This is a genomic window from Winogradskyella sp. SM1960, assembly GCF_020179375.1.
Taxonomy (GTDB): Bacteria; Bacteroidota; Bacteroidia; order Flavobacteriales; family Flavobacteriaceae; genus Winogradskyella; species Winogradskyella marina.
In genome coordinates, this window is record NZ_JAICBG010000002.1 from 123412 (window position 1) to 149922 (window position 26511).

The following is a 26511-nucleotide window of genomic DNA, read 5'->3' on the forward strand; positions in this document are numbered from 1 at the left end:
TGTACGTGCGGTTCTACTTAGTAGGCTTCCAAAATGGCAAGATGCTCCTTTGTAGTTTTTGGTAGTCTTCTGGTAAATCTGTTAACGGTTCTTCTGTAAAAGTGAAGGGCTTATTCGCATCAAAATTCCAATAAGGTTCTTTTAAAATGCCATCAGTAGATGCTATGTGAGATTTCGGAAAGTTAGTCATAGAAAACTGTCCGTCTTTGTTTTTATCGATACCAAATACTTTTAAATCTTTATCTGATGTGTAGGTAAGTGTTAGTTTTAAATTAAGCGCATTTTTGTCTTCAGACTTAAAGAATTCCTTTTCTTTTTTAGGGTAATTTTCGAGTTCTGAACTCCATGGACAATTAGATTGTGTAATTTTTGATAATTCATTCTGAACTTTTAAACTATCACTTTCATTTTGAATAAAGGTTACCAAATTCTCTTGTAAAATGACTATGGTCTTTTCGTTAGGATTAATAGTGACCGTTGTTTTTTCTGCTATGAGACTACTTTGGTTGAAACCAAAAAATGTACCTACAATAAAGAATAATATATTAATAGCTTCCATGGGTTTTTTTATAAAAAATAATTCAGAAATTTTAGAGAATTAATAGTAATATAAGGCTAAATATAGTCATAAAAAAAGCGCGAGTTTTACAACTTGCGCTTCTTTAGCTATTAATCCATTAGGGAAAATGTAGTACAAATTAATTAGGGTTTTGTACTGCAACAAAATTATAAGGTTTAGGACTTATAAAAATTGATGTATGTTAAGAAATGGAAAAAGGCTAAGAATTATATAATTCTTTTCTAATACGGCTTAAACTTTCGGTAGTGATGCCTAAATACGATGCAATATGATAATTCTTCAATTTTTTCTCAATTTCGCTATGAGTATCGAGAAAGGTAAGATACCTATCCTTAGCAGATTGCGACAAATTAACGATAATTCTTTTTTGAAAAGCAGCATAAGCGGCCTCTAATTTACGAATAATGAAGCTTTGTACTTTTGAGATTTCGGTATAGAATAATTCTTTGTCTGCTTTAGTAAGGCTATAAACCGTAGTGTCTTCTAGAGCCTCAAGCGTCATATAAGCTTTAGTATTAGTGAAATAAGAAATATAATCAGTAATCCACCAGTCTTTTATGGCAAATTGAATAGTGTGTTCTTTGCCCGAATCATCCAAGTGAACCGTTCTTAAGCAGCCTTCGTAAATGTAGAGCATCTCATCAGCCACATCGTTTTGCTCAAAAATAATTGTTCCTTTTTTATAATGTTTTTTCTTGAAAACTTTAGAAATATACTTCAGTTCCTCGTTTGAAAATGAGACACCAACAAAAATTTCTTGAAATATGGAATGATTAGATTGCACTGAAATACTAAAATTAAACAGTTAAGGTATAAAATTGTTTTTTAACATGTGGTAATTTTTTTTAGTTTTTGATTTCAAATTATAATTCGGAATTTAGTTTAAGAAAAAAAACCACTTTGAATTAACAAAGTGGTTTAAAGTAAAGAGATTGCCATATTTCGACTTCGCTCAGCACAGGCTAAACTGCGTCCTCACAATGACATATCCAATATTATTTAATCATCTCGTAGCTACGCTTAATAAAATTCGTTAACTCTTCACCTTTTAAAAGGCCTTGAGATAAACGAGCTAAGTCTAAACTTTGTGTAATTAAACGTTCTTGTTTTTTCTTGGTTTTAGTTTCTAAAATCTCACCAACCAATTTAGAGTTTGTGTTTACAATAAGGTTATACATTTCTGGCATATTACCCATTCCAAACATTCCTCCGCCACCACCAGTCTGCTGCATCTCTTTCATTCTGCGCATAAATTCTGGTTGTGTAATAATAAATGGAGAGGCATCACTATCCATAGCTTCTAACTGCACCATAAACTTTTCAGATGGTACAATTTCTTTTAAAATCGTGTCTAATTCTGTTTGTTGGTCTTCCGTTAATTTAGAAATTGCATTTTCCTCTTTCTTAATTAAGTTATCAATATGATCACCATCTACACGAGCAAAAGAAATATTTTCCTTTGTAGTTTCTAATTTCTGAATTAAATGCGGTACAATAGGAGAATCCAATAATAAGACTTCGTATCCTTTAGCTTTAGCCGATTCAATGTAAGAATGTTGCTCGTCTTTATTAGAAGCGTAAAGAATGACTAATTTACCATCTTTATCCGTTTGATTTGCTTTTGTTTTGTTGAACAGCTCTTCGTACGTATAAAACTTACCGTCAACCGTTGGGTATAAAGCGAAAGCATCTGCTTTTTCGAAGAATTTTTCTTCAGACAGCATTCCGTATTCAATTACGATTTTAATATCGTCCCATTTCTTTTCAAAATCTTCTCTGTTAGAGTTGAATAATGATTTCAACTTATCAGCAACTTTACGTGTGATGTAAGATGAAATTTTCTTCACCGCTCCATCAGCTTGTAAATACGAACGCGATACGTTTAATGGAATATCTGGAGAATCAATAACACCACGAAGCATGGTTAAAAACTCAGGTACAATGCCTTCTACATTATCTGTAACAAAGACTTGATTTTGGAATAATTGTATTTTATCCTTTTGAATGTTCATGTCATTCGTCATCTTAGGGAAATACAAGATTCCTGTTAAGTTAAACGGATAATCAACATTTAAATGAATATGGAAAAGCGGCTCTTCAAACTGCATTGGATACAATTCTCTGTAGAAGCCTTTATAATCCTCATCTTCTAATTCCGTTGGTTGTTTTGTCCAAGCCGGATTAGGGTTATTAATGATATTATCTACCGTAATTTGTTTATGAGGCTCAGTCGTTTCTTTACCTTCAGCATCTGTAGTTGTTTCAGGTGTAAAATCTGGATCGTTCACTTCCTTAGTTCCAAATTTAATTGGAATAGGCATAAACTTATTATACTTATTAAGTAATTCTGTAATTCTACCTTCTTCTAAAAATTCAGTTGAATCTTCTGCAATATGAAGGATGATTTCCGTTCCTCTATCTGATTTGTCAGAAGGCTCTAAAGTAAATTCAGGAGACCCATCACAGGTCCAATGTGCAGCATCAGCACCAGTATGAGATTTAGTGATAATTTCAACTTTTTCTGCAACCATAAAAGCAGAATAGAATCCAAGACCAAAGTGTCCAATAATTCCCGAGTCTTTTGCAGTATCTTTATACTTATCTAAGAATTCTTCAGCACCAGAAAAAGCGACTTGGTTAATGTATTTTTCAACTTCTTCGGCTGTCATCCCTAAACCTTGATCAATGATGTGAAGTTTTTTACCTTCTTTATCAATCTTTACTTCAATTTGTGGATTACCGTATTCAGATTTAGACTCCCCAATATTGGCTAAGTGCTTAAATTTAAGTGTCGCATCTGTTGCATTACTGATTAGCTCACGTAAAAAGATTTCGTGATCAGAGTATAAGAACTTTTTAATTAACGGAAAGATATTCTCTACCGATACATTAATACTTCCTTTTGTCATGATATATAAGTTTTTGTATTATTAATTTGAATGTTTAGCTATAGTCAAATAAAATACCAAGATTTAGAATGTGACAAAGTGACATTCTTAAAAAAAAGTTTAAGTTTGTCTAAACAAGCCAAACTACATAACTATGAAAAAAATCTACGTATTACTCTTTATGCTTTTTTATTTTGCCTTTAGTCAGGCTCAAATTGTAGATATTCCTGATGCCAATTTTAAGAGTGCGTTGGTTAATGATATAATTGCAGATTTTGATGGAGATGGCGTTCCAGATGGAGATGTAGATACTAATGATGATGGTGAAATTCAAGTTAGCGAAGCTGAGGCTGTTATATCATTAGAAGTGTCTCAAACTTATTCTACTTCATTAGAAGGCTTAAATAGTTTTGTTAATTTAAAAACATTCTATATGAATTCAGCGTATAATATTTCTAGTATTGAAATAAACGCATTGTCACAACTTGAGAATCTTATAATTACTGGTACAGATTTAATTTCAACTTTAGATTTAAGTGGGAACCCAATGTTAAAAGAATTAAAACTAGCAGGAATTGGTTTAACGAGTTTAGATGTTAGCCAAAATCCAAACTTAGTTTGGTTTGATGCAAGTTCAAATGATTTAAGTGAAATTGATGTATCTAATAATTTATTACTTGAATACCTAGACGTAAGCCTTAATTTAATTGAGAACCTCAATGTGAGCTCGTTAGCTAATTTAGAATCTTTAGGGTGTAATAATAATACTATTTCATCGCTAAATATATTAGGTTGTACTAGTTTAAATCGGTTGGCATGTTTTACAAATCAATTAACAGAATTAGATATTAGTGAAAATCCGAACTTACAGTATTTAACTTGTTATAATAATCAGATAGGGAGTTTAGATTTTTCTTTAAACCCAGAATTGATTGAATTAAAGGCTTCAACAAATCAATTAACTACCTTGGATTTTAGTCAAAACCCAAATTTATCTAAATTAATTGTTGATCATAACAACCTTACTTCTATAAATATAAAAAATGGAGATGCTTTTGATTACCACTGGTCAGAAGCATGGAATACGTTAGTTTTTAGCTCGAATCCAAATTTAGAATACATATGTGCTGATGAAAGTGAAATCTCTAAAATAGTAGCGAGGTTAGATAGTTCTAACATGAATAATTGTACAGTAAGTTCATACTGTACGTTTGTGCCTGGTGGAGAATATTATAGTATAAGTGGAAATAATACCTTAGATCTTGAAAACGACGGTTGCGATATTCTTGATACTTTTTATCCAAATTTAAAATTTGAAGTTTCGAATGATATTAGTATTCATTCGTTAATTAGTGGTAATGATGGTAGTTATTTTTTGCCAGTTTTGGCTGGAAACCATACTATAACACCACAATTTAATGGGTCAAGTTATTTTTCGGTAAGTCCATCTAGTTTAGTTGTAGATTTCCCTTCAGATACAAGTCCAGTTATTCAAGATTTTTGTATTGCACCCAATGGTGATTATAGTGATCTAGAGGTTTATGTTACACCGTTAACTGAGGCTCGTCCAGGATTTGATGCTAATTATAAAATTACATATAAAAATGTAGGAAGTGTTGTGTTGTCTGGTGATGTCACCATGGCTTTTAATGATGATTTAATGGACTTGCTAAGTTCTAACCCTGCACCAGATTCTCAAACTACAGGTCAATTGTTGTGGAATTATACAGACTTACTGCCTTTTGAAAGTAGAAGTGTTTTTTTTAAAATGAATTTAAATACACCAACTGATTCCGAGTTTCCTTTATTTGGTGATGATATTTTAAATTTTGCTGCAGTAATTTCACCAGTAATAGGTGATGAAACGGAAGGTGATAATTCTTTTCAATTGAATCAAGCCATTGTAAATTCTTATGACCCTAATGATATTACTTGCCTTGAAGGTGCTACCATTGAACTAGAGGAAGTTGGAGATTTTCTTCATTACATTATACGTTTTGAAAATACAGGTTCGGCAAGTGCAGTAAATGTTGTAGTTAAAAATAAGTTGAATAGTTTTAAATTAGATGTTGATTCTATGATTCCTCTAGAAGGAAGTCATTCTTTTTATACACGTAGAATAGGTTATGAAACAGTAGAATTTGTTTTTGAAAATATTAACTTACCTTTTGACGATGAGAATAACGACGGGTATGTTGTTTTTAAAATTAAAACTTTGACAAACCTGCAATTGGGTGACTATATTTCAAACAGAGCAGAGATTTATTTCGATTTTAATGCGCCTATTATTACGAATACAGCCATAACCACAGTTGAGGAAAATTTATCTATAGATGAGAATGATTTTAAATCTAAAATTAAATTGTACCCAAATCCAGTCAATGATAATTTATTTGTTGAAAGTAAAAACGGAATTGAATCGATAGCGTTTTATGACATTAATGGAAGATTACTTCAAAATACAGTTTTGATACAGAACAAATTTGAAACGGAATTAAGTTTAGTAAAATTAAATTCAGGTGTTTACTTTGTTGAAATTGTTTCAAAAAAAGGAAAAATCGTTAAGAAAATAATAAAGGAGTAAAAGTGAAGTCTTAGAAGATTAAAAGTATGTGGCAGTAAGATAGTTGTAAAAAGTAAAAGAGCCATTCAAATTCTGAATGACTCTTTTAACCTTTTTAAAAAAGGCTGTTTAATCCTTTATTTTTTCTTGGTTTTCTATTGGTTCTGCGTTTTCAACCTTATTCTTCACATGTTTATCTAACCACTGATCTTGTTCCCAAAGCATGTGCATTATAGATTCTTTTGCTCTATACCCATGACTTTCTTTAGGTAGCATTACTAATCTTACAGGTGCACCTAAGCCTTTTAAGGCATTAAAATAACGTTCACTTTGTAAAGGATACGTACCTGAATTGTTATCTGCAACTCCATGTATTAATAATAAAGGAGTTTTCATTTTATCAGCATGCATAAACGGTGACATGTTGTAATATACTTCTGGTGCATCCCAATAACTGCGTTCTTCACTTTGAAATCCAAAAGGAGTCAATGTTCTGTTGTAAGCTCCACTTCTTGCAATTCCTGCAGCATAAAGGTCTGAGTGCGATAATAAGTTGGCTGTCATAAACGCGCCATAGCTATGGCCACCTACAGCTACTTTCTTCCTGTCAATATAACCAAGATTGTCAACAGCATCAATTGCTGCTTTTCCATTAGCAACTAATTGTGTTCTAAACGAATCGTTTGGCTCATCTTCTCCCTCTCCAACAATAGGGAATGCTGCATCATCTAAAACGACATAACCTTTAGTAATCCAATAAATTGGTGAGCCCCAATATGGATACACAAATTCGTTTGGGTTTGCTGTGCTTTGTGCGGCACTTGCTTTGTCTTTGTATTCACGAGGATAAGCCCATAAAATCATTGGGTACTTTTTTCCCTCTTCGTAATTTAAAGGTAAATAAAGTGTGCCATCTAAATCTAAACCGTCATCTCGTTTATAGTTTATGATGCGTTTATTAACGGATTCTAAACTTTTAAATGGATTTTCAAAAGTAGTAATAGCTGTTAAGTCATTTTTCTTATTAATATTTCTAACATAGTAATTTGGATATTCTGTTTTAGATTCAATTCTTACCAAAATCTCACCTTTTTTCATGTCAATGGCATCATATAAATTTTCGAGCTTGTCTGTATACGGAGATTGATATAAACGCTTGGTTTTGTTGGTTTTTATATTGTAAGCATCAATAAACGGAAATTGTCCTTCTTTAGAATAACCATCTCCCATAAGGTAAAGTTGGTTGCCATTCATCGTTAAGCTATATTCTCCAAATTCATTTTTAGAACTTACAAAATTTCCAGGATCGCTGTAAACGTCTTGGTAGCTACGATCTGTTATAATTTCAGATGTTGCAGTTGAAGGATTAAATAGGTAAGTTTTTGTGTTTCTAGTGTTCCACCAATAATCGTAAGCAATAGCTGTGTTTTCATTTCCCCAACTTATACCAGAAAAACGTTGTTTTGTTTTTAGTATCAGTTTTGGTTCTCCATCAAATGGTGCTTTAACTTGGTAAACAGCATCTCTGTAATCGACTTCAACTTCAGGGTCTCCTTTATCTTGTGCTTCTGCCCAAACTAGTGTAGATGGTTGGTCCGCTCTCCAGTTTAGGTTTCGTTTTCCTGTTCTGGTAGCCATAAACCCTTTAGGTCTTACTTCATCTAACGGAACTTCGTTAACTGTTTTTACTTTATTTCCTGTTGAAGAATAGATTGTGTTTTCGCTAGGAAACCTCGAGTAGGTTACTAAGTATGAAAACGGTCTTTTTATGGTAGTCACCATAATATATTCGCCATTAGGAGAAAAGTTAACACCACGATACATATCTGCAGCTAAAAAGTTTTCAACGTTTCCATTTATAGATACTTTTTTGATTTCGGATCTGGCAAGTTGTTCAAAATTAAATTCATCGTTTGGTGTTTTTAATAAATCTTGATAGGTTCTATTTTGAGCTTTGGCACCATCACTAACAGAAATAGTTGGGCCAGTTGGCACTGCAATATCTGTATCAATTAATGGTTTTCTATCGCTTGGTAACATTTTTACTAATAAATGCTCATTGTCGTTAAACCAACTTATGGTACTTCCCATATTAGCATTTACATTAGCACCTGTAAGTTTTGTTGCTTTGGCTTCTTTGATGTTTAAAACCCATACTTCAACACCTGTTTTAGTCGTGTTTAGACATGCTATCATAGATTCATCTGGCGACCAACGAAAACTAGATAGTCTAGCGTCTTCTGGTAATCCTGAAACTTGTTTGGCATCTTTATCTGATGTTTTTTTTACTTTAAGGTTGGTGTAGTATCTTGTTCTACTTCCAATGTTGGTGACAGGGTTTATACGAAGACCAGCTAATCGTAATTCTGTTTCTGATAACTCAGCGATGGATTTGTACTGATTTCGGTAAAGTAATATCATGTTCTCCCCTTTACTATCAATTTGTACTCCAGGAGCTAAATCTACATCTGCTAATTCTAATATTTCATCAGGTGGTACTTGGTAAGTTAAATTTTGTTGTGCATAGCTATTGGTAAGAAATAGACATACGAAAAGTTGGATTAAAGTTTTCATGTTTTGATTAGATTGATTAAAAAATTCGTAGGTCTCAAGTTAATTAAAAAATAGATTTGAAAATGTGATAAAGATGTTAAAATTAGAAGTTTATATGGATAGATTGAGTTACAGTTTAAAAATCATAAATTTGTGTATATTTAAAACTCTAATTAGGTAACTAAGATTATAGTAAAAAAATAAACTTTAGATGTACAATTCAAAAATAATAGGCTTAGGCAAATACGTGCCAGATAATGTTGTAACCAACGATGATTTATCCAAAATTATGGATACTAATGACGAGTGGATACAAGAACGTACAGGCATAAAAGAACGTCGTTGGGTAGAAAAGGGTAGTGGTGATACAACGGCAACGATGGGCGTAAAAGCCGCTAAAGTTGCCATTGAACGTTCTGGATTAGATAAAGATGATATCGATTTTATCATTTTCGCCACCTTAAGTCCAGATATGTATTTTCCTGGTCCGGGAGTTCAAGTTCAACATGCTTTAGATATAAAGACGGTTGGTGCACTTGATGTTCGTAACCAATGTTCTGGATTTGTCTATGCGATGTCTGTTGCTGATAACTTTATTAAAACAGGGATGTATAAAAATATCTTAGTCATCGGAAGTGAATTACATTCTTTTGGTTTAGATAAAACGACGAGAGGTCGTGGAGTATCTGTAATATTTGGTGATGGTGCAGGAGCTGCAGTTTTAACTAGAGAAGAAGATAATAGTAAAGGTATTTTATCCACACATTTACATTCGCAAGGAGAACACGCTGAAGAATTGGTGTTGGTAGCTCCGGGAATGGGAAAGCGTTGGGTTGATGATATTTTGGCCGATAATGACCCTAATGACGAAAGTTATTTTCCACATATGAATGGTCAGTTTGTATTTAAAAATGCGGTGGTTCGTTTTAGTGAAGTAATTATGGAAGGCCTTATGAAAAACAAATTAGCTGTCGATGATATTGACATGTTAATTCCACACCAGGCAAATTTACGTATTGCACAGTTTATACAAAAGAAGTTTAAGTTGAGTAATGACCAAGTATTTAATAATATTCAGAAATACGGAAATACAACTGCAGCTTCTATTCCAATTGCATTAACTGAAGCTTGGGAAGAAGGAAAAATAAAAGAGGGAGATACGGTTGTATTGGCTGCTTTTGGTAGTGGGTTTACTTGGGGAAGTGTGATTATGAAATGGTAAACAAATCCCTTTGAAAAAAGAGATCTTATATATTTAGCATGTACAAACTATTCGTTTTATTACTCGTATTCATTTGTTCGCAATCAAGTGCATTCGCGCAACAAAATGATATCTACATTAAAGCTGGACTCTTATACGACAGCGAACAAAATGTATTAATAAAGAATAGAGTCATTCATGTTAAAGGCTATACCATACAATCGGTTGGAGCTTTTAATTCTATACCAGAAAATGCTGATATTATAGATTTAACGGAGTATACAGTTCTTCCAGGACTAATTGATGCGCATACACATGTGCTTTTTTCTCAAGATGCCACGGAAGATTTTTCCGAACATAGTATTCATTCTCTAACTATGGAAAGTGATGCCTTAAGAACACTACGAGGCGCAAAAAGAGCAAAATCATATTTAGATGTTGGTATTACGAGTGTAAAGGATCTTGGTAATTCAGGGTTGTTCTTAGATGTTGCCTTGCGAGATGCAATAAACGAAGGCACTATTGAAGGCCCTCGCATTTTCGCTTCAGGACCTATTTTGGCTGCAACTGGCGGACAAATTTATGGAGTATCGCCAAAACATCAAGATCTCATCGATTTAGAATACCGAATTATCAATGGAGTAGAAGATGCTAAAATTGCGGTTAGGGAACATAAGAATCAGAAGGTAGACCTCATTAAAATTTGTGCGGATAACATTCCGAATAATACACATCTGTCCATAGCTGAAATGAAAGCTATTGTAGAAACAGCAAATTCTTATGATCTTAGTGTGGTAGCACATTCTATTACTAATCAATCGGCGTGGAATGCTGTACAAGCAGGTGTCAATGGTATTGAACATGGTTTTAGATTAGCCGATTCAACTTTAACTTTAATGGCTGAAAAAAAGGTCTTTTTGGTGCCCACCGAAAATAGTAGAACCTATATGAACATCTACGGTAAGCTTACTGGTTATGAGGAAGAGGATTTAGATTGGGTTGATAATTATATGCAAATGATGAAGAGCAGACTTACTAGAGCAATACAAAAAGGAGTGACTATAGTAGCAGGTTCTGATAACTATACAGCTATTGGTGGAACTCGAGGTGAATCGTCGCGAGATATGTTTCGTGCATATTTTGAAGCTGGTATGTCTCCTTTAGATATTTTACAATCCGCTACGTACATCTCAGCCCTTAATTTAAATATGGCGAACGATATTGGTGTTATTAAACCGAATGCAAAAGCAGATATTATTGCAGTTAAAGGGGCTATAGAAACTGATTTCATTAATACAGTTGAACACGTTGAATTTGTAATGAAAGATGGACAGGTCTATTTGAATAACCTGGATTAAATCTTACAACTGCCTACTTTTAATTAACCAAATGAAACAAGCTAGTTTATATTACCAGGTAGTATTGGTCTTATGTTGTACTCTTTTTATAACTAGTTGTAAAAATTATTACAATGATGCTATATACTGGATGGATAGCCTAGAACCCCAAACCAATATTGACACTGTTATAAAAAATCAGCCTAAATATATACAAATAGACTGGGATGACCCTGAAAAAATAAGAAATGAGGACAGGTACTATATTGAAAACATAAAAGGTAGTCGTGATCCATTAGGGATGTCGCACATACTTGTTTTTATTAATGATAAATTTGTTAGGCGAGAGTCTCATAAATAGTTTATAATTATCAATTGAACGTACTGTAAATAATAGAAAATAAAAAAGCCCAAACAATTAATCGTTTGGGCTTTTCAGCTATTAACCAACTTAACTAACACTAATGTAAAAATTAATTTACAATAAATATTACTTAAAACTTATTATACCTATAGACGTAAGAAGTTCTATTTTATTTCATGAGATGTTATATTTAACGTGTATTTAACAGAAAATCCGAAACGTAAGTTTCGGGTTTTCTTGACATTACGGTTTGTTATTTTTATAGCTATCAGCAAGTTATGTTGGATGTTGTTAGTTTATAAATCGTTTTAAGATTTATAGACTAATTATTATTCGGTCTTGTTTCTTGGATCTTAAAGCGAAGCGGTCTATAATCTAAACTTAAAACATCCCTCCACCTTCTTTTACATCATTATCACGTTGCTTACGAGACTTAGCTCTATATTTTCCACCTCCAAAACGATACGATAAATTTGCTGATATTTGTTGACTTTCCCAGTTAAAACGTCCGAATTGTGCATAAGGTCTTTCGCTTTCAAACTGTGCGTACATCGTATTGAATATATCATTATAACTTAAGCTAAAGCTCGCTCTGTTTTCCATAAAACTGTAACGCATACCTAAGTTGACCATAAGCATATCATTCATTTCAAATTGAATGTTCTTACTTTTTGCTCTATACATTCCAAAGGCAGAAAAACTTAAACTCTTACTGACTTTAAAGTTGTTGAAAGCTCGTGCACTCCATGCAACGTTATCGACTTCAACAGTATTTAAAACAATGTCTTGATTGCTGTCAAATGATTCTGCGAGACTTTTTTGAGTTTGTGAAAACAAATCGAAACTCGCATTAACACTCCACCATTTTGTTGGACGGTAATTTGAAGAGACTTCCACACCATAAGAGGTGCTGTTGTCAAAATTCATATTCGTCATAATTAAACGATTAATGTCTGTACGATCTATGAGAATAGCTTGTTGTATTTCGTCTTCAATTAGTCTATAAAATACACCAGCTGTCACGCTTCCCTTTTCAAATTGTCTGGTATAATTAGTTTCAATAGAATTAGTGAATTGAGGTCGTAATTCTTGGTTTCCAAACTGAGAAATTAAAGGAGTACTCCATTCTGGTAATGGGTTGACTTGTCCAATTCCAGGGCGATCTATTCGTCTGCTATAACTAAATTGATACGAGTTTTTTTCCGAAGGAGTATAGGTTAAAAAGGCAGAAGGATATAATTGAAAATAATCATTTTCAAACGGAATATTTAAGTCTTCATTTGATTCCAAATCTTGCTTAAAGGCATCAGAATTCACCTTTACTGTTTCGGCTCTAACACCAACTTGGTAACTCCATTTTTCTATTTTATTGCCATACGTTGCATACGCAGAATAAATATCTCTCGCGTAATCAAACTGTGTGGTCGTTGGAATATAATCACCAAATTCATTTTGTTCGCGACTATCTGATTCATAAAATATGCTAGTATCAAATAAACGGGCTTCTAAACCTAATTCTAATTTGGTGGTTTCGGTTAACGGATTTACATAATCTAAGTTGATAGTCGTACTATTTCTATCTGTATCAGTATCTTCAATAAAATTTGGACGTTGAGAACTGTAAAAAATATTGTTGGAGTCACTAATCCCTTCATACGTATTATAGTCAACTTCGAGTTCTATATTATGACCTTCTTCATTAAAATCGTGTTTGTAATTAAAATTGTACTGTTGAGAATCATTCTCTGATTCTCCTGTCATAAATTGCGACTCATTTAGGCTTGGATTGTCTAGATATAAGATTTCAGAATTTACAATAGGCTTACCGGTAAACGTGTTAAGATTGGTGAAAACGGATATGGTGTTCTTATCATCTAAGTAATAGTCTAAACCAACTTTAAATAAGTGCGATTTGTTATTATTTAAAATGTCGAAATTTTGTTGAATTTGTTGGTCAACTCTAGTGAAGCCACCATCATTTGCATTTTTCCGAATGTTATTGCCGTAAGAACCGTAAAAATTAAGCTTTCCGTTTCTATAATTGGCATCGATAGAACTATTGAATTTAGGTTCAATATCATACGCTAATCCAACATTAATGTTTCCATTAAAGCCTAATTGCGTGTTTTTATGAAGTACAATATTTATGATGCCACTCATGCCTTCAGGATTATATTTCGCTGAAGGATTGGTAATTAACTCAATACTTTTTATAGAGGTTGAAGGAATTTGTTTTAGCAATTGCTCTGCCGGAATATTAGATATTTTACCATCTACCATTACACGAACATTCTGGTTGCCACGTAAACTAATAGATCCAGATTGTTGATCTACACTCACCGACGGTAAGTTATTCATAATCTCGCTTGCGGTTGCTCCAGCCGTTTGTAAATCTTTACCAATGGTAATTACTTTTCTATCGACGCGTTGCTGAATGGTAGAAACATCTGCAACAACAGTTACTTCATCTAAGCCTGTAGATTCTTCTTCGAGATTTATATCTCCAAGGTTTGGATTGTAGTTGCCTTTGCCAATAGTGACGTTTTTATCTACCGTTTTAAAACCGACGAATTGGATAGAGACAATAATTTTTCCTTCAGGAATATTTTGAATTTCAAAGGTGCCGTCATCATTCGTAATACCTCCTGTAATTATTTTATTCGCCATATCTTTAATGACGATATTTACGTAAGGTAATGGCTCGTTTAACTGAGCATCAATAACACGTCCTGAGACAGAACCGTTTTTAATATCAGAATTGGAGTTGGGTTGCGCACTTATTATGGTTGATGAGACCATAAGAAGTAGTAATAAGAATTGTTTCATTTTTAATTGGTTTGTTTTTGATTGATTTAACAGTTTGTTATACAGTAGACGACTATATTTATAGTATGTTACTGTTAATATTTTACTTAACACTATTTTAACATTATGAATAAAACAACATTAGTTATCGGAGCATCGTTAAAACCTGAACGTTATTCTAACATTGCTATAAAACGATTACGTAGTTACAATCACCAAGTGAAAGCTATTGGTTTAAAAACAGGAAAAGTTGAAGATGTCACTATAGACACAGAATTAATGCCGTATAAAGGAATAGACACTGTAACATTGTATCTTAATCCGCAACGTCAAAAACCGTATTATGATTATATCATTGGTTTAAATCCTAAGCGTATTATTTTTAATCCTGGTACGGAAAATCCAGAATTTTATAATGTTTTAGCACAGCAAAATATTGATTATGAAGTGGCTTGCACTTTGGTGTTATTAAGCACAGGTCAATATTGAAATACTAAGCTTTCTTCTTTATAAAAAGCAAACCTAAAAACATTAAGAGGCCATTGTAAATTAGTATTTCGAATCCTATTTCGTGACCGTTAAATAATTCTTTAGAATATAAATTTAAAGTATAGGATACCAATGGAGCAGCAATGGCAATTATCCATACCAATTTATCTTTAATTTGAAACTTTGTCATTAAGCCAAAGGCAAACAACCCTAATAATGGACCATACGTATAACCTGCAGCTTTAAAGAGTTCCCAAATTACAGAGACATCTGTAAATATGATATCGAACAATAAGATAACCAAAACGAGTACCACACTAAATCCTATATGTACACGTTTTCTTAAGCTTTTTCTTTTAATTTCTGGTTTGTTTTCAATATCCATAATATCGAAACAGAACGATGTGGTTAAAGACGTTAAAGCAGAATCTGCACTAGAATAAGCGGCAGCAATAAGACCTAGTAAAAAGAATGCTGAGGTAATAATGCCAATTTCAGGAAGCATGGCAATGGTTGGGAATAAATCATCTTTAGTCGCTGTAATGCCATTTGCAGCAGCATATTGTGTTAGCATTAATCCAAGAACTAAGAACAGTATGTTTACAAAAATTAAAACAATACTAAACGTTACCATGTTCTTCTGAGCGTCTTTTAAATTGCGACAGGTTAGGTTTTTTTGCATCATGTCTTGGTCTAAACCAGTCATGGTAATAGTGATGAAAATTCCAGATAAAAAGCTTTTCCAGAAATACTGAGAATCATTCCCATCATCAAAAAAGAAAACTTTACTTAGGTTGCTTTCCTTTGTGTAGGTTATAACATCTCCAATGCTATTTAAATCTAAAGCTGATGCTAAAAACACAATGGTTACAACCACAGAAATCAACATAAATAAAGTCTGAAGCGTATCCGTAAAAATGATGGTTTTAATACCTCCTTTAAAGGTATATAGCCAAATTAAGGCAATGGTAATTATTACGGTTATGGCAAATGGAATATCAAAGAGGTCAAAGACTAAAAGTTGTAATACTTTAGCAACTAAAAACAATCTAAATGCTGCACCAACAGTTCTAGAAATAAGAAAAGCGACAGAACCAGTTTTATAACTAATAATTCCAAAGCGATCACGCAAATACGTGTAAATTGAGGTTAGGTTTAATCTATAATACAGTGGTAATAATACATAGGCGATAATCAAATACCCAAAAAAGTATCCAAAAACCACTTGTAAATATCCAAACTGTTTAGCTTCAATAGCGCCGGGAACCGATATAAAAGTAACGCCAGATAGCGACGCGCCAATCATTCCAAAAGCCACTAAATACCAAGGCGCCGATTTATTCGCTTTAAAAAAAGCAGCATTAGAATCTTCTTTTCCAGTGAAATAGGAAATTAGAATAAGCAATCCGAAGTAACATACAATTAATAATAATATTGCTGTTGGCGACATGATATTTTTGTTTTAGAAATATTATCGAAAAATAGTGTATTTGAAAAAAAGGAGAGGCTTAAAGTCAAAATAATTATGAAAAACTTATTTAAATCCTTTGAAGTTAAACGTTAAATAGACTTTAAAAACATCTATCTTTTTATCTTTAAAAATCTTTACCTTCGCACACATGGAATTTTCATCAAAACTATTAGAGAACGCAGTCAATGAGATGTCGCAATTACCAGGTATTGGTAAGCGTACAGCATTGCGATTGGTGTTACATATGTTGCGACAACCAGAAAATCAAACGTTTCAATTAGCAGACGCTTTGTCTAAGGTGCGACGCGATATTAATTTTTGTAAATCGTGCCATAATATAAGTGATACTGTTTTGTGTGAAATATGTTCAAACCCAAATCGTAACAGTGAATTAATCTGTGTCGTTGAAGATATCAGAGACGTTATGGCTGTAGAAAACACCAGTTCTTTTAAAGGCTTATATCATGTTTTAGGTGGAAAAATATCTCCAATGGATGGTATTGGTCCTCAAGATTTGAATATTTCTTCATTAATCGAAAAAGTAAAATCAGGCGACGTAAAAGAGTTAATTTTTGCTATGAGTCCGACAATGGAAGGTGATACAACAAATTTTTATATCTTCAGGCAAATACAAGATTATAACGTTGCAACATCTACCATTGCAAGAGGAGTTGCAGCTGGTAACGAATTAGAATATACAGACGAAATTACCTTAGGCCGTAGTATTTTAGATCGTGTACCTTTTGAGGCCTCTTTAAAATCTTAGATGAAATTATCCGTCATCATACTCAATTATAATGTGCGTTACTTTTTAGAGTTATGTCTAAAAAGCGTTGAAGCTGCCATTGCTAATATTGATGCAGAAATTATTGTCATAGATAATAATTCGCCAGATGATAGTTGCGATATGGTAAAGCAATTATTTCCTGCTGTAAAATTGATAGAAAACAAAGAGAATTTAGGCTTTTCAAAAGGAAATAATATTGGTGTGGCTAAAGCTAAAGGAGACTATTTGTGTATCCTAAATCCAGATACGGTAGTGGCCGAAGATACATTTACCAAACTAATTAAATTTACAGATTCTAAAGACAATTTGGGTATTGTAGGTTGTCAGCTTATCGATGGAAAAGGCAAATTTTTGCCAGAAAGCAAACGCAACATTCCAACACCAAAAGTATCTCTAAAAAAAGTACTTGGTAGCACAAATGATTATTATGCCAATCATCTCAGTTCTGAAGACACCGGAAAAGTAGATGTTTTGGTTGGTGCTTTTATGTGGCTAAAAAAAGAAGTTTACGAAGCTGTTGGCGGCTTCGATGAAGACTATTTTATGTATGGAGAAGATATTGATTTGTCTTATAAAATTGTAAAAGCAGGTTATGATAACTTCTATTTTGGAAACACCACAGTGATTCATTATAAGGGTGAAAGCACTTTAAAAGATTCTAAATACGCGAAGCGCTTTTATGGAGCCATGCAGATATTTTATAAAAAACATTTTAAACAGAATCTAATATTTAATGCTGTAGTTTGGATAGGAATTAAAATAGCACAGTTTATGCGAAAGAATCCTGAAGAAGAAGATGTAACCTTGAATAAGTGTTATTTGTATTCAAACGATTTTGATACAGTGGAACAATTGCCAAAACCTTTGCAAAGTGAAGCTACAATACAAGATAATGTTGAATCTAATAGTATGATTGTGTACGATTTTGAACTGCTAAAAGCGTCGATTGTAATGGCAGATATGAAACAAAAATCGAAGCAAGAAAATATTGTCTTTAGATTTCTTTTAAAAAACAGTAAATTTATCATCGGAAGTGATAGTGCTACCAATAGAGGCGAAGTGCTTCATTTTTAGTATGTATTTATTGAATAAAAATCAGTAAAACAGCGATTTTTTTAGTAATTTTGCATGCGATTAGCAAATAACGACCTACAAATTATAGATATGGCAAAGTTTGAACTTAAGTTACCTAAGATGGGAGAGAGTGTTGCGGAAGCAACCATAACCTCATGGCTTAAAGATGTTGGAGATACTATTGAAGCAGATGAAGCTGTTTTAGAAATAGCGACGGATAAAGTAGATAGTGAAGTGCCGAGTGAAGTCGATGGTGTTTTAGTTGAAAAACTATTCGAAGTTGATGATGTTGTGCAAGTCGGACAAACAATAGCAGTAATAGAAACAGAAGGTGGTGAAACCGTTGAGGTAAAAGCACCTGCTGCAGAAGCAGAGCCTGTTGCTGAGCCTGCGGCTCCAAAAGTAGTAGCAGACGTTGCACAAACTGTTGTGGCAGCAAAAGAATCTGTTGAGCCTGTAGTGTCTACAGAAGATCGATTTTATTCTCCATTAGTAAAAAATATAGCGAAACAAGAAGGAATATCTCAAGCAGAATTAGATAGCATTTCAGGAACAGGTAAAGACAACCGCGTTACTAAAAATGATATCAAAGCGTATTTAGAATCGCGTAGTTCTGCACCAAGTCCTGCTCAAAAATCAGAACCTGTTTCAGCAACAAAATCTGAAGACACTAAAACATTAGATACTGAGCGCCGTGAAAACTCAATAGAAGCACCGAAAGCGGTTGTTGCTCCGGCAAAAGACAAGTCTAAAGAAGATAAGTCTGCTGCAAAGTCAATTGAAGTTTCGGGAGGAGATGAGATTATAGAAATGACCAGAATGGGGAAACTCATTTCAAAATATATGGTCGATTCAGTTCAGACTTCTGCACACGTTCAATCGTTTATAGAAGCTGATGTAACGAATATCTGGAATTGGAGAAAGAAAGTGAAAAACGACTTTATTAAACGAGAAGGTGAAAACTTAACCTTCACTCCAATTTTTATGGAAGCTGTAACTAAGGCTTTAAAAGAGTTTCCAATGATGAATATTTCCGTTCAAGGAGATAAAATCATTAAAAAGAAAGCGATTAACGTTGGTATGGCAGCAGCTTTACCAGATGGAAATTTAATTGTTCCTGTGATTAAAAATGCAGATCAGTTAAATTTATACGGAATGGTAAAACGTGTAAACGATTTAGCTGGAAGAGCAAGAGAAAATAAATTAAGTCCAGATGATATACAAGGTGGAACATATACCGTAACTAACGTTGGTACCTTTGGTAGCATTATGGGTACACCAATTATAAATCAACCTCAAGTTGGTATTTTAGCCTTAGGTGCAATCAGAAAAACACCTGCAGTTATTGAGGGGCCAGAAGGAGATTATATTGGTATTCGTTTTAAAATGTACTTATCGCACTCGTACGATCATAGAGTCGTTAACGGAGCACTTGGTGGACAGTTTGTAAAAGCGGTTAAAGATTATTTAGAAGGTTGGGACATGGATAGAGAAATATAATGACACCAAAAACGCCAATTACTAATAAAACGAAATCCAAACTTATTAAAGTAGGAGAAGTTGTATTGTATTGGGTCGGTGGAATTATTCTTATTTCAATTGTTTCTCTTGTAATTTATTATCTCGTAAAACTTGTTTTGTACGTTATAACGTAGAAACTATAATATAGAAATAAATGAAAAGCACAGTTGTAAAGCTGTGCTTTTTTTATGAGACTGTCAATATTAAAGTAATTTATAATTCCCGTGTTTCAACAAAGCCATCCCAACGTCGCATATAATCAATAAACTTAGTGCTCAAACCTTCGGCTCTCAAATAACTTTCACTAACAGGTGTTTTAATGGGAATAAAATTAGGATTCTCAATAACCTGTTTTGGAAAATCATGATGCAAAATACCAGAACGTCCAACCGTAACAAAATCAACTCCTGAGTCTAATACCTTTTTTACGTCGGTACCTGTGCTTATTTTACCGGCAACTGTGAGTTTTACATTTTTATAATCGAGCTCTAATATATGTTCTAATAAATTCTTTTGACTTTCTGGGTATTCTTCTGGCGTTTTAAAACAATCCCAAAGTGATAGATCTAATAAATCAATTACGTTGCTGTCAATCAGTTGTTGAGAAATCAATTTTATTTCAGATAATTTCATACCAAACCTTTCGGGTGATAACCTAACTCCCAATAAAAACGCTGGGCCACATTGGTTTCTGATTTCAGTTACAATTTCGAATAATAGTCTTGAGCGATTTTCAAGGGATCCACCATAATCGTCGTTTCGTTTATTTATGTCTGAGCTTAAAAATTGCGTTAAAATATAACCATGAGCGCCATGAACTTCAACACCATCATAACCACAATGTTTTGCTCTTAAAGCAGCGTTTATGAAGTCGTCCTTAAGTTGAATTATTTCTTCTAAAGTTAAAGCTCTAGCATTGTGCTTTTTGCTATCCGAAGGACAGACGGCTTTTTGCATTATAACGTCTTTTGGAGAACGCATGCCTGCATGATGCAATTGAATAACGGCTAAACTGCCTTCAGCTTTTATGGCATTAGCGAGTTTGGTATGGCCTTCAATTAAATCATCCGAAAATATACCTAACTGTCCTGAAAATCCTTTTCCAATTTCTTGCACATGCGAAGCACAAGTCATTACTAATCCAAACTGACCTTTGGCACGCATGGTAAGCCAATGAAATTCGTCGTCAGAAAGTTGCCCATCATCATGACTTTGCTCATTGGTCAATGGAGCTAACATAAAACGGTTTTTTAGTGTTGCTCCACACTTAAATGTAATAGGGGTTTGGGGTTTGTTACTCATAACATTTATGTAAATTTTATAATAGCGAATTTCGGTTAATAATTTAAGATTATAAAATTATAAGTCAAATAGCTCTGCAAAGGTTTCTTATGCCTAGCAGGTCAGTTTAAAAGAATCTAATTACCTTTGTGAAAAACAATTATTCATGCAACTCAATCTCAGTAAACCTATCTGTTTTTTCGATTTAGAAACCACAGGAATCAATATCTCTAAAGATAGAATCGTGGAAATTTCCATTCTTAAAGTGTTTCCAGATGGAAAGGAAGTTGCTAAAACATGGGTTGTAAATCCTGAAATGCCAATACCTGCTGAAGTCACAGCTATTCATGGAATTTCAGATGCTGATGTTGCCGACAAACCAACATTTAAGGAATTGTCTAAGGAAATTTATAACCTTATTAAAGATTCAGATTTAGGTGGCTTTAATTCTAATCGCTTCGATATTCCGTTATTAGCTGAAGAATTGTTAAGAGCAGAAGTTGATTTTGATATGAAGAATACGCAATCGGTCGATGTGCAAACTATTTTTCATAAAATGGAACAACGTACACTGGTAGCGGCTTACAAATTCTATTGTGATAAAAATTTGGAGGATGCACATAGTGCGGAAGCAGATACAAAAGCCACTTACGAAGTTTTAAAAGCACAATTAGATCGTTACGAGAATTTAGAAAACGATACTAAATTTTTAGCAGAATTTAGCTCACGTAAAAAGTTTGCAGATTTTGCAGGCTTCTTAGTTTTTAATAAAGAAGGTGAAGAGTGTTTTTCATTCGGAAAGCATAAAGGAAAACGTGTCTTAGATGTCTTAGAAAAAGAACCTGGTTATTTTGGTTGGTTGTTAAATGCTGATTTTCCACTTTACACCAAGAAAGTTTTGACAGCGATTAAGTTGCGTCAGTTTAATAATAAGCTTGATTAATAATTAATGCCGCGCAAAGTCGCAAAGTCGCAGAGTCGCAAAGTTTCGAGGAATTAATTAATACACTAATTTCCTGTAGAGTAGGTTTTGCGCTGTTGTGAGAGAAAAAAAAGAAAAACAAAATATGAAATTTCCACCTCTTTCTCTGTGCATCTTCGTGTGAACTCAGTGAATCTCAGTGGAACAGTTCTCAAGAGAGAAGTTAAAATAAGAAAAATAGAGTTAAAATTAATAAGATTCCTGCCTTCGCAGGAATGACAGAAATATGAAACTAATCTGCATAGGTCGCAATTACACCGACCACATAAAAGAACTCGAAAACGAAAAACCAACAGATCCTGTCGTGTTTTTAAAACCAGATACGTCAATTTTGTTGAAGAAACAGCCGTTTTTTATTCCAGATTTTTCTGATGATGTCCATTACGAAGTTGAGGTTTTGGTAAAAATCAATAAAGTTGGAAAATATATAGACAGAAAGTTTGCACATAAATATTATGATGAAATAGGACTCGGTATCGATTTTACAGCACGAGACCTTCAGGCGCAATTAAAAGCAAAAGGCTTACCTTGGGAAAAAGCCAAAGCCTTTGATGGTGCTGCTGTCGTTGGGAAATGGTTGCCAAAAACAAGATTTCAAAGTATAGACAATATTAACTTCAGTTTAAAGAAAAATGATGCGATTGTTCAAAACGGAAATACAGAGTTAATGCTCTGGAAAATCGATGAGATCATAGAATATGTGTCTAAATATTTTACTTTAAAAATTGGAGATATTATATTTACAGGCACTCCAGCAGGAGTAGGAAAAGTTTTTGCTGAAGATCAATTAAAAGGTTATCTTGAAAACGAAGAAATGTTTTCAATAAAAATTAAGTAAATGTCACAACATTATAAATTACACCGTGTACGAGAAATGGCTGATAACGACGAAGATTTCGTTGCAGCATTAGCAGCCGCCTTTTTAGAAGAAGTGCCAGAGGATGCTGAGCGTCTTAGAACGGCAGTACCAGCTAAAAACTATAAAGAAGTTTACCAAGCCGCACATAAAATGAAACCCACTGTAGATTTATTTGAACTCGGTGTACTAGATACATTAATTGAAATACAAGATTGGGGAAAGTTTGAACAAACAGACAAAAACGTAGACGAACAATTGACAACAGTGTTAACTGCAGTTGATAACGCTGTAGCTGAAATTAAAGCCGATTTCGGACTTTAAACAATTTAGAAATGCAAGCTGAAATTATAACTATCGGAGATGAGATTCTCATTGGGCAGATTGTAGATACAAATTCTGCTTTTCTTGGTAAGGAACTTAATAAGTATGGCATTTCAATCTATCAGATTACTTCTGTTCAAGATGAAAAATCGCATATTCTTAAAGCTTTAAAAGAAGCCGAAGAAAATGCAGATATCATTATTATTACTGGAGGATTAGGGCCAACTAAAGACGATATTACCAAACATACTATTTGCGAATATTTCAATGATACTTTAGTAGAAGACAAATCTGTTTTGGCGAATGTAGAGCAGATATTTTCAAAATATAGTTCATCACCACTATTAGAAGTAAATAAACAACAAGCCTTAGTACCATCTAAAGCCCAAGTGCTAATGAACCATAACGGAACAGCACCAGGTATGTGGATGGAAAAAAATGGAAAAGTGTTTGTGTCGCTTCCAGGCGTTCCTTATGAGATGAAAGCTTTAATAACCGAGCAAGTACTTCCTAAGTTAAGGGAACAATTCAAATTTCCATATATAATGCACAAAACAATCTTAACCTATGGTTTAGGAGAAAGTGCATTAGCAGAACGTATAGAAAAGTGGGAAGATCACTTACCTGTTTTTATAAAGTTGGCTTATTTGCCAAGTTTGGGTCGCGTACGATTGCGATTATCGGGTAAAGCAGCAGAAAAATTTATCTTAGCGACAGAAATCCAAAATCAAATAAATTTATTGTTACCACAGATTGAAGATATTTTTGTGGGCTACGAGGAGGACGAATCAATTGAAGCTGTCATTGGTAGACAGCTAACAGAAGCAGGACAAACTATAGCCATTGCGGAAAGTTGCACAGGCGGAAGAATCGCAGAAGCTTTAACGGCAAATGCTGGAGCTTCAGCTTTCTTTAAAGGTAGCGTTGTAACTTATGCAACAGCATCTAAAGTGAAAATTTTAAATGTTTCTGAAGCGGATATCAAAACGCATTCTGTCGTTAGTAAGCAGGTCGCAGAAGCGATGGCAAAAAATGTAAGAACACTTTTCGATACAGATTATGCCATAAGTACAACAGGTAATGCAGGACCAGCAAAAGGTGATTCAGATGCAGAAGTGGGAACCGTTTGGATTGCCATAGCCACAAAAGACCGTGTGTATTCTGAAGTTTTTAACTTTGGGAATCATCGCGAAAAAGTCATTGGTAGGGCTACAAATAAGGCTTTTGAAATGTTAAAGAAATATTTTTTGAAAAAGTAGACTTTTATATTTGCTGAAATGTAAAGTTTTATTAAATTTGCACCCTGTTTAAAATATCCATGTTCGGATATTCAATTTTTATTGTGATGTAATTAAGGGAATTCCTTAAAAAAAGAACAAGAAAAATTAGCAGAGAATTAATTATAGACCTAAAGAAAGAAAACAATGTCAAGAGTTTGTGAACTTACTGGGAAAAAAGCGATGGTTGGAAACAATGTTTCTCACGCTATGAATAAAACGAAACGCAAGTTTGATGCAAACTTGATTAAAAAGCGTTTTTACATTCCTTCAGAAGATAAGTGGGTAACATTAAAAGTTTCTGCATCTGCATTAAAGACTATCAATAAAATTGGTATCGATGCAATGTTAAAAGAAGCTAAAGCAAAAGGATTTTACAAATAATAGCGTTAACGCTTAAGTCAATTTACAATGGCAAAAAGAGGAAATAGAATACAAGTTATCTTAGAGTGCACAGAGCACAAGACTTCTGGTAAACCAGGAACTTCAAGATATATTACAACGAAGAATAAGAAGAATACACCTGAGCGTATGGAGATTAAGAAATTTAATCCTATCCTTAAGCGTATGACAGTTCATAAAGAAATTAAATAATTAGGAAACATGGCAAAGAAATCAGTAGCGTCTTTACAGACAGGATCAAAGCGTTTGACAAAAGCGATTAAAATGGTGAAATCACCAAAAACTGGAGCTTACATGTTCGTAGAATCAGTAATGGCACCAGAATTTGTCAATGACTTTTTTAATAAGAAATAAGCTGAAATTATTTTACAGCTATAACTAAACTGCTTTCATATGAAAGCAGTTTTTTTTTGGAATACTTTGATTTAAAAGTCACAGCGTAACTGAATTAAATCAGTTAGTAGAACAAAACTGGCGGTTATTGCAGGAACTTAATTATAGTAAACAAAAATTCAATTATATTTGAAAACACATGACAACTTAGCATTAAGTTGTTAAAGGCAAGATTGTTGTATTGAGTTTGTAATAGACTTATAATTTCTACAAAGGTTTTGAAAACTTGAAGAATATGAATAAGTATAAACGACTTAATGCCTAAACGATAAACAACCAAAGATCAAAATGAGTTTTTTTAAAAAAATATTCTCTTCTGAAAAGAAAGAAACCTTAGACAAGGGATTAGAAAAATCCAAAACGTCTTTTTTTACAAAACTAAATAAAGCCGTTGCCGGAAAATCTAAAGTAGATGATGACGTTCTAGATAATCTTGAAGAAATATTGGTCACTAGCGATGTTGGTGTCAATACCACTTTAAAAGTAATAGAACGCATTGAAGAACGCGTTGCTAAAGATAAATATTTAGGAACATCTGAACTTAATCAAATATTAAGAGAAGAAATTGCCGCCTTATTGTCAGAAACTAAATCTGGCGAAGAAACCGAATACACCATTCCAGAATTACCAAAACAAGCTGATGGGTCTAAAACACCTTATGTACTTATGGTAGTTGGTGTTAATGGTGTCGGTAAAACAACAACAATTGGTAAACTGGCTTATCAGTTTAAAAAGAAAGGTTTAAACGTGGTTCTTGGGGCTGCAGATACTTTTAGGGCAGCAGCAATAGACCAATTACAAGTTTGGGCAGATCGTGTAGAAATTCCAATGATTAAACAAAAAATGGGATCAGATCCTGCGTCTGTGGCTTTTGATGCGGTAAAATCTGGCGTCAACCAAGATGCAGATGTCATTATTATCGATACAGCTGGTCGTTTGCATAATAAAGTCAACTTAATGAACGAGCTGACAAAAGTAAAACGTGTGATGCAAAAAGTTATTGGAGATGCACCTCACGATGTTTTATTGGTTTTAGATGGCTCAACAGGTCAGAATGCGTTTGAACAAGCCAAGCAATTTACTGCAGCTACCGAAGTGACCTCATTAGCCGTAACCAAATTAGATGGTACAGCAAAAGGTGGAGTTGTGATTGGTATTAGCGATCAATTCCAAATTCCTGTAAAATATATTGGAGTAGGTGAAGGTATTGAAGATTTACAAGTCTTTAATAAATATGAATTTGTCGATTCTTTTTTTAAATAGTCAGTTTTTACAAAAAAAATAGAAACTCTAATTTATATTTTTATACAGGTGATATTTCTTCTAGGAAGCTCACATACCAATTTTCCGTTATTAGCTTGAC

General features: G+C 33.5%; 22 protein-coding genes. 15 read left to right on the forward strand and 7 right to left on the reverse strand.

Annotation, left to right across the window (positions count from 1 at the left end):
* Positions 1-13: 13 nt before the first annotated feature.
* From K1X16_RS06550 to htpG, 3 genes are all read right to left on the reverse strand, one after another.
* Positions 14-559: a hypothetical protein gene (locus K1X16_RS06550; RefSeq protein ID WP_225035487.1), complete on the reverse strand. Its 546-nt coding sequence runs from the start codon at positions 557-559 to the stop codon at positions 14-16.
* Between the two features lie 220 nt (positions 560-779).
* Positions 780-1364 (reverse strand): Crp/Fnr family transcriptional regulator, encoded by a 585-nt coding sequence (locus K1X16_RS06555; RefSeq protein ID WP_195872373.1) that lies wholly within the window; start codon positions 1362-1364, stop codon positions 780-782.
* 211 nt (positions 1365-1575) lie between these two features.
* Positions 1576-3489 carry a molecular chaperone HtpG gene (htpG, locus tag K1X16_RS06560; RefSeq protein WP_225035488.1) on the reverse strand — a complete coding sequence of 638 codons (1914 nt, stop codon included), beginning with the start codon at positions 3487-3489 and terminating at the stop codon, positions 1576-1578.
* 133 nt (positions 3490-3622) lie between these two features.
* Between htpG and K1X16_RS06565 the strand changes: the two genes are divergently transcribed.
* Positions 3623-6052, forward strand: coding sequence for a T9SS type A sorting domain-containing protein (locus K1X16_RS06565; RefSeq protein WP_225035489.1), 2430 nt, complete (start codon positions 3623-3625; stop codon positions 6050-6052).
* A gap of 108 nt (positions 6053-6160) precedes the next feature.
* Here the strand turns inward: K1X16_RS06565 and K1X16_RS06570 are convergent, their stop codons facing one another.
* The gene (locus K1X16_RS06570; RefSeq protein ID WP_225035490.1) at positions 6161-8605 is read right to left on the reverse strand and encodes an alpha/beta hydrolase family protein; all 2445 of its coding nucleotides are present in this window, start codon (positions 8603-8605) and stop codon (positions 6161-6163) included.
* A gap of 190 nt (positions 8606-8795) precedes the next feature.
* Here K1X16_RS06570 and K1X16_RS06575 point away from each other — a divergent pair, with 190 nt between their 5' ends.
* The gene (locus tag K1X16_RS06575; RefSeq protein ID WP_225035491.1) at positions 8796-9806 is read left to right on the forward strand and encodes a 3-oxoacyl-ACP synthase III family protein; all 1011 of its coding nucleotides are present in this window, start codon (positions 8796-8798) and stop codon (positions 9804-9806) included.
* A gap of 38 nt (positions 9807-9844) precedes the next feature.
* On the forward strand, positions 9845-11143 hold the full coding sequence (locus K1X16_RS06580; RefSeq protein ID WP_225035492.1) for a metal-dependent hydrolase family protein: 1299 nt from the start codon (positions 9845-9847) through the stop codon (positions 11141-11143).
* Between the two features lie 724 nt (positions 11144-11867).
* Here the strand turns inward: K1X16_RS06580 and K1X16_RS06585 are convergent.
* A complete protein-coding gene (locus tag K1X16_RS06585; protein ID WP_225035493.1) occupies positions 11868-14312 on the reverse strand; it encodes an outer membrane beta-barrel family protein in 2445 nt (814 codons plus the stop codon).
* A gap of 105 nt (positions 14313-14417) precedes the next feature.
* On the opposite strand from K1X16_RS06585, the gene K1X16_RS06590 reads away from it, so the two are divergent.
* Positions 14418-14780: a CoA-binding protein gene (locus tag K1X16_RS06590; protein ID WP_195872380.1), complete on the forward strand. Its 363-nt coding sequence runs from the start codon at positions 14418-14420 to the stop codon at positions 14778-14780.
* A 4-nt stretch (positions 14781-14784) separates the two neighbouring features.
* Here K1X16_RS06590 and K1X16_RS06595 read toward each other — a convergent pair whose 3' ends face one another.
* Positions 14785-16230 carry a sodium:solute symporter gene (locus K1X16_RS06595; RefSeq protein ID WP_225035494.1) on the reverse strand — a complete coding sequence of 482 codons (1446 nt, stop codon included), beginning with the start codon at positions 16228-16230 and terminating at the stop codon, positions 14785-14787.
* Between the two features lie 169 nt (positions 16231-16399).
* On the opposite strand from K1X16_RS06595, the gene recR reads away from it, so the two are divergent.
* From recR to K1X16_RS06610, 3 genes are all read left to right on the forward strand, one after another.
* Complete coding sequence (gene recR / locus K1X16_RS06600) at positions 16400-17017, forward strand: recombination mediator RecR (protein ID WP_225035495.1); 618 nt, start codon at positions 16400-16402, stop codon at positions 17015-17017.
* Positions 17018-18112: a glycosyltransferase family 2 protein gene (locus tag K1X16_RS06605; RefSeq protein WP_225035496.1), complete on the forward strand. Its 1095-nt coding sequence runs from the start codon at positions 17018-17020 to the stop codon at positions 18110-18112.
* A gap of 90 nt (positions 18113-18202) precedes the next feature.
* Complete coding sequence (locus K1X16_RS06610) at positions 18203-19612, forward strand: dihydrolipoamide acetyltransferase family protein (RefSeq protein ID WP_225035821.1); 1410 nt, start codon at positions 18203-18205, stop codon at positions 19610-19612.
* 234 nt (positions 19613-19846) lie between these two features.
* Here the strand turns inward: K1X16_RS06610 and K1X16_RS06615 are convergent, their stop codons facing one another.
* Positions 19847-20935 carry an NADH:flavin oxidoreductase gene (locus K1X16_RS06615; protein ID WP_225035497.1) on the reverse strand — a complete coding sequence of 363 codons (1089 nt, stop codon included), beginning with the start codon at positions 20933-20935 and terminating at the stop codon, positions 19847-19849.
* A gap of 145 nt (positions 20936-21080) precedes the next feature.
* On the opposite strand from K1X16_RS06615, the gene K1X16_RS06620 reads away from it, so the two are divergent.
* From K1X16_RS06620 to ftsY, 8 genes are all read left to right on the forward strand, one after another.
* Positions 21081-21857 carry a 3'-5' exonuclease gene (locus K1X16_RS06620; RefSeq protein ID WP_225035498.1) on the forward strand — a complete coding sequence of 259 codons (777 nt, stop codon included), beginning with the start codon at positions 21081-21083 and terminating at the stop codon, positions 21855-21857.
* A gap of 265 nt (positions 21858-22122) precedes the next feature.
* Entirely contained in the window at positions 22123-22734 is a 612-nt protein-coding gene (locus K1X16_RS06625) for a fumarylacetoacetate hydrolase family protein (RefSeq protein ID WP_195872386.1), read from the forward strand.
* Positions 22735-23076: an Hpt domain-containing protein gene (locus K1X16_RS06630; protein WP_225035499.1), complete on the forward strand. Its 342-nt coding sequence runs from the start codon at positions 22735-22737 to the stop codon at positions 23074-23076.
* An 11-nt stretch (positions 23077-23087) separates the two neighbouring features.
* The gene (locus K1X16_RS06635) at positions 23088-24335 is read left to right on the forward strand and encodes a competence/damage-inducible protein A (RefSeq protein ID WP_225035500.1); all 1248 of its coding nucleotides are present in this window, start codon (positions 23088-23090) and stop codon (positions 24333-24335) included.
* Between the two features lie 165 nt (positions 24336-24500).
* Entirely contained in the window at positions 24501-24737 is a 237-nt protein-coding gene (gene rpmB / locus K1X16_RS06640; protein WP_195872389.1) for a 50S ribosomal protein L28, read from the forward strand.
* Positions 24738-24764: 27 nt separating this feature from the next.
* Positions 24765-24947: a 50S ribosomal protein L33 gene (rpmG, locus tag K1X16_RS06645; protein WP_195872390.1), complete on the forward strand. Its 183-nt coding sequence runs from the start codon at positions 24765-24767 to the stop codon at positions 24945-24947.
* Between the two features lie 9 nt (positions 24948-24956).
* Positions 24957-25109: a DUF4295 domain-containing protein gene (locus K1X16_RS06650; protein ID WP_195872391.1), complete on the forward strand. Its 153-nt coding sequence runs from the start codon at positions 24957-24959 to the stop codon at positions 25107-25109.
* A 327-nt stretch (positions 25110-25436) separates the two neighbouring features.
* Positions 25437-26411, forward strand: a complete 975-nt coding sequence (gene ftsY / locus K1X16_RS06655) for a signal recognition particle-docking protein FtsY (RefSeq protein ID WP_195872392.1) — start codon at positions 25437-25439, stop codon at positions 26409-26411.
* The last annotated feature ends 100 nt before the right edge of the window (positions 26412-26511 follow it).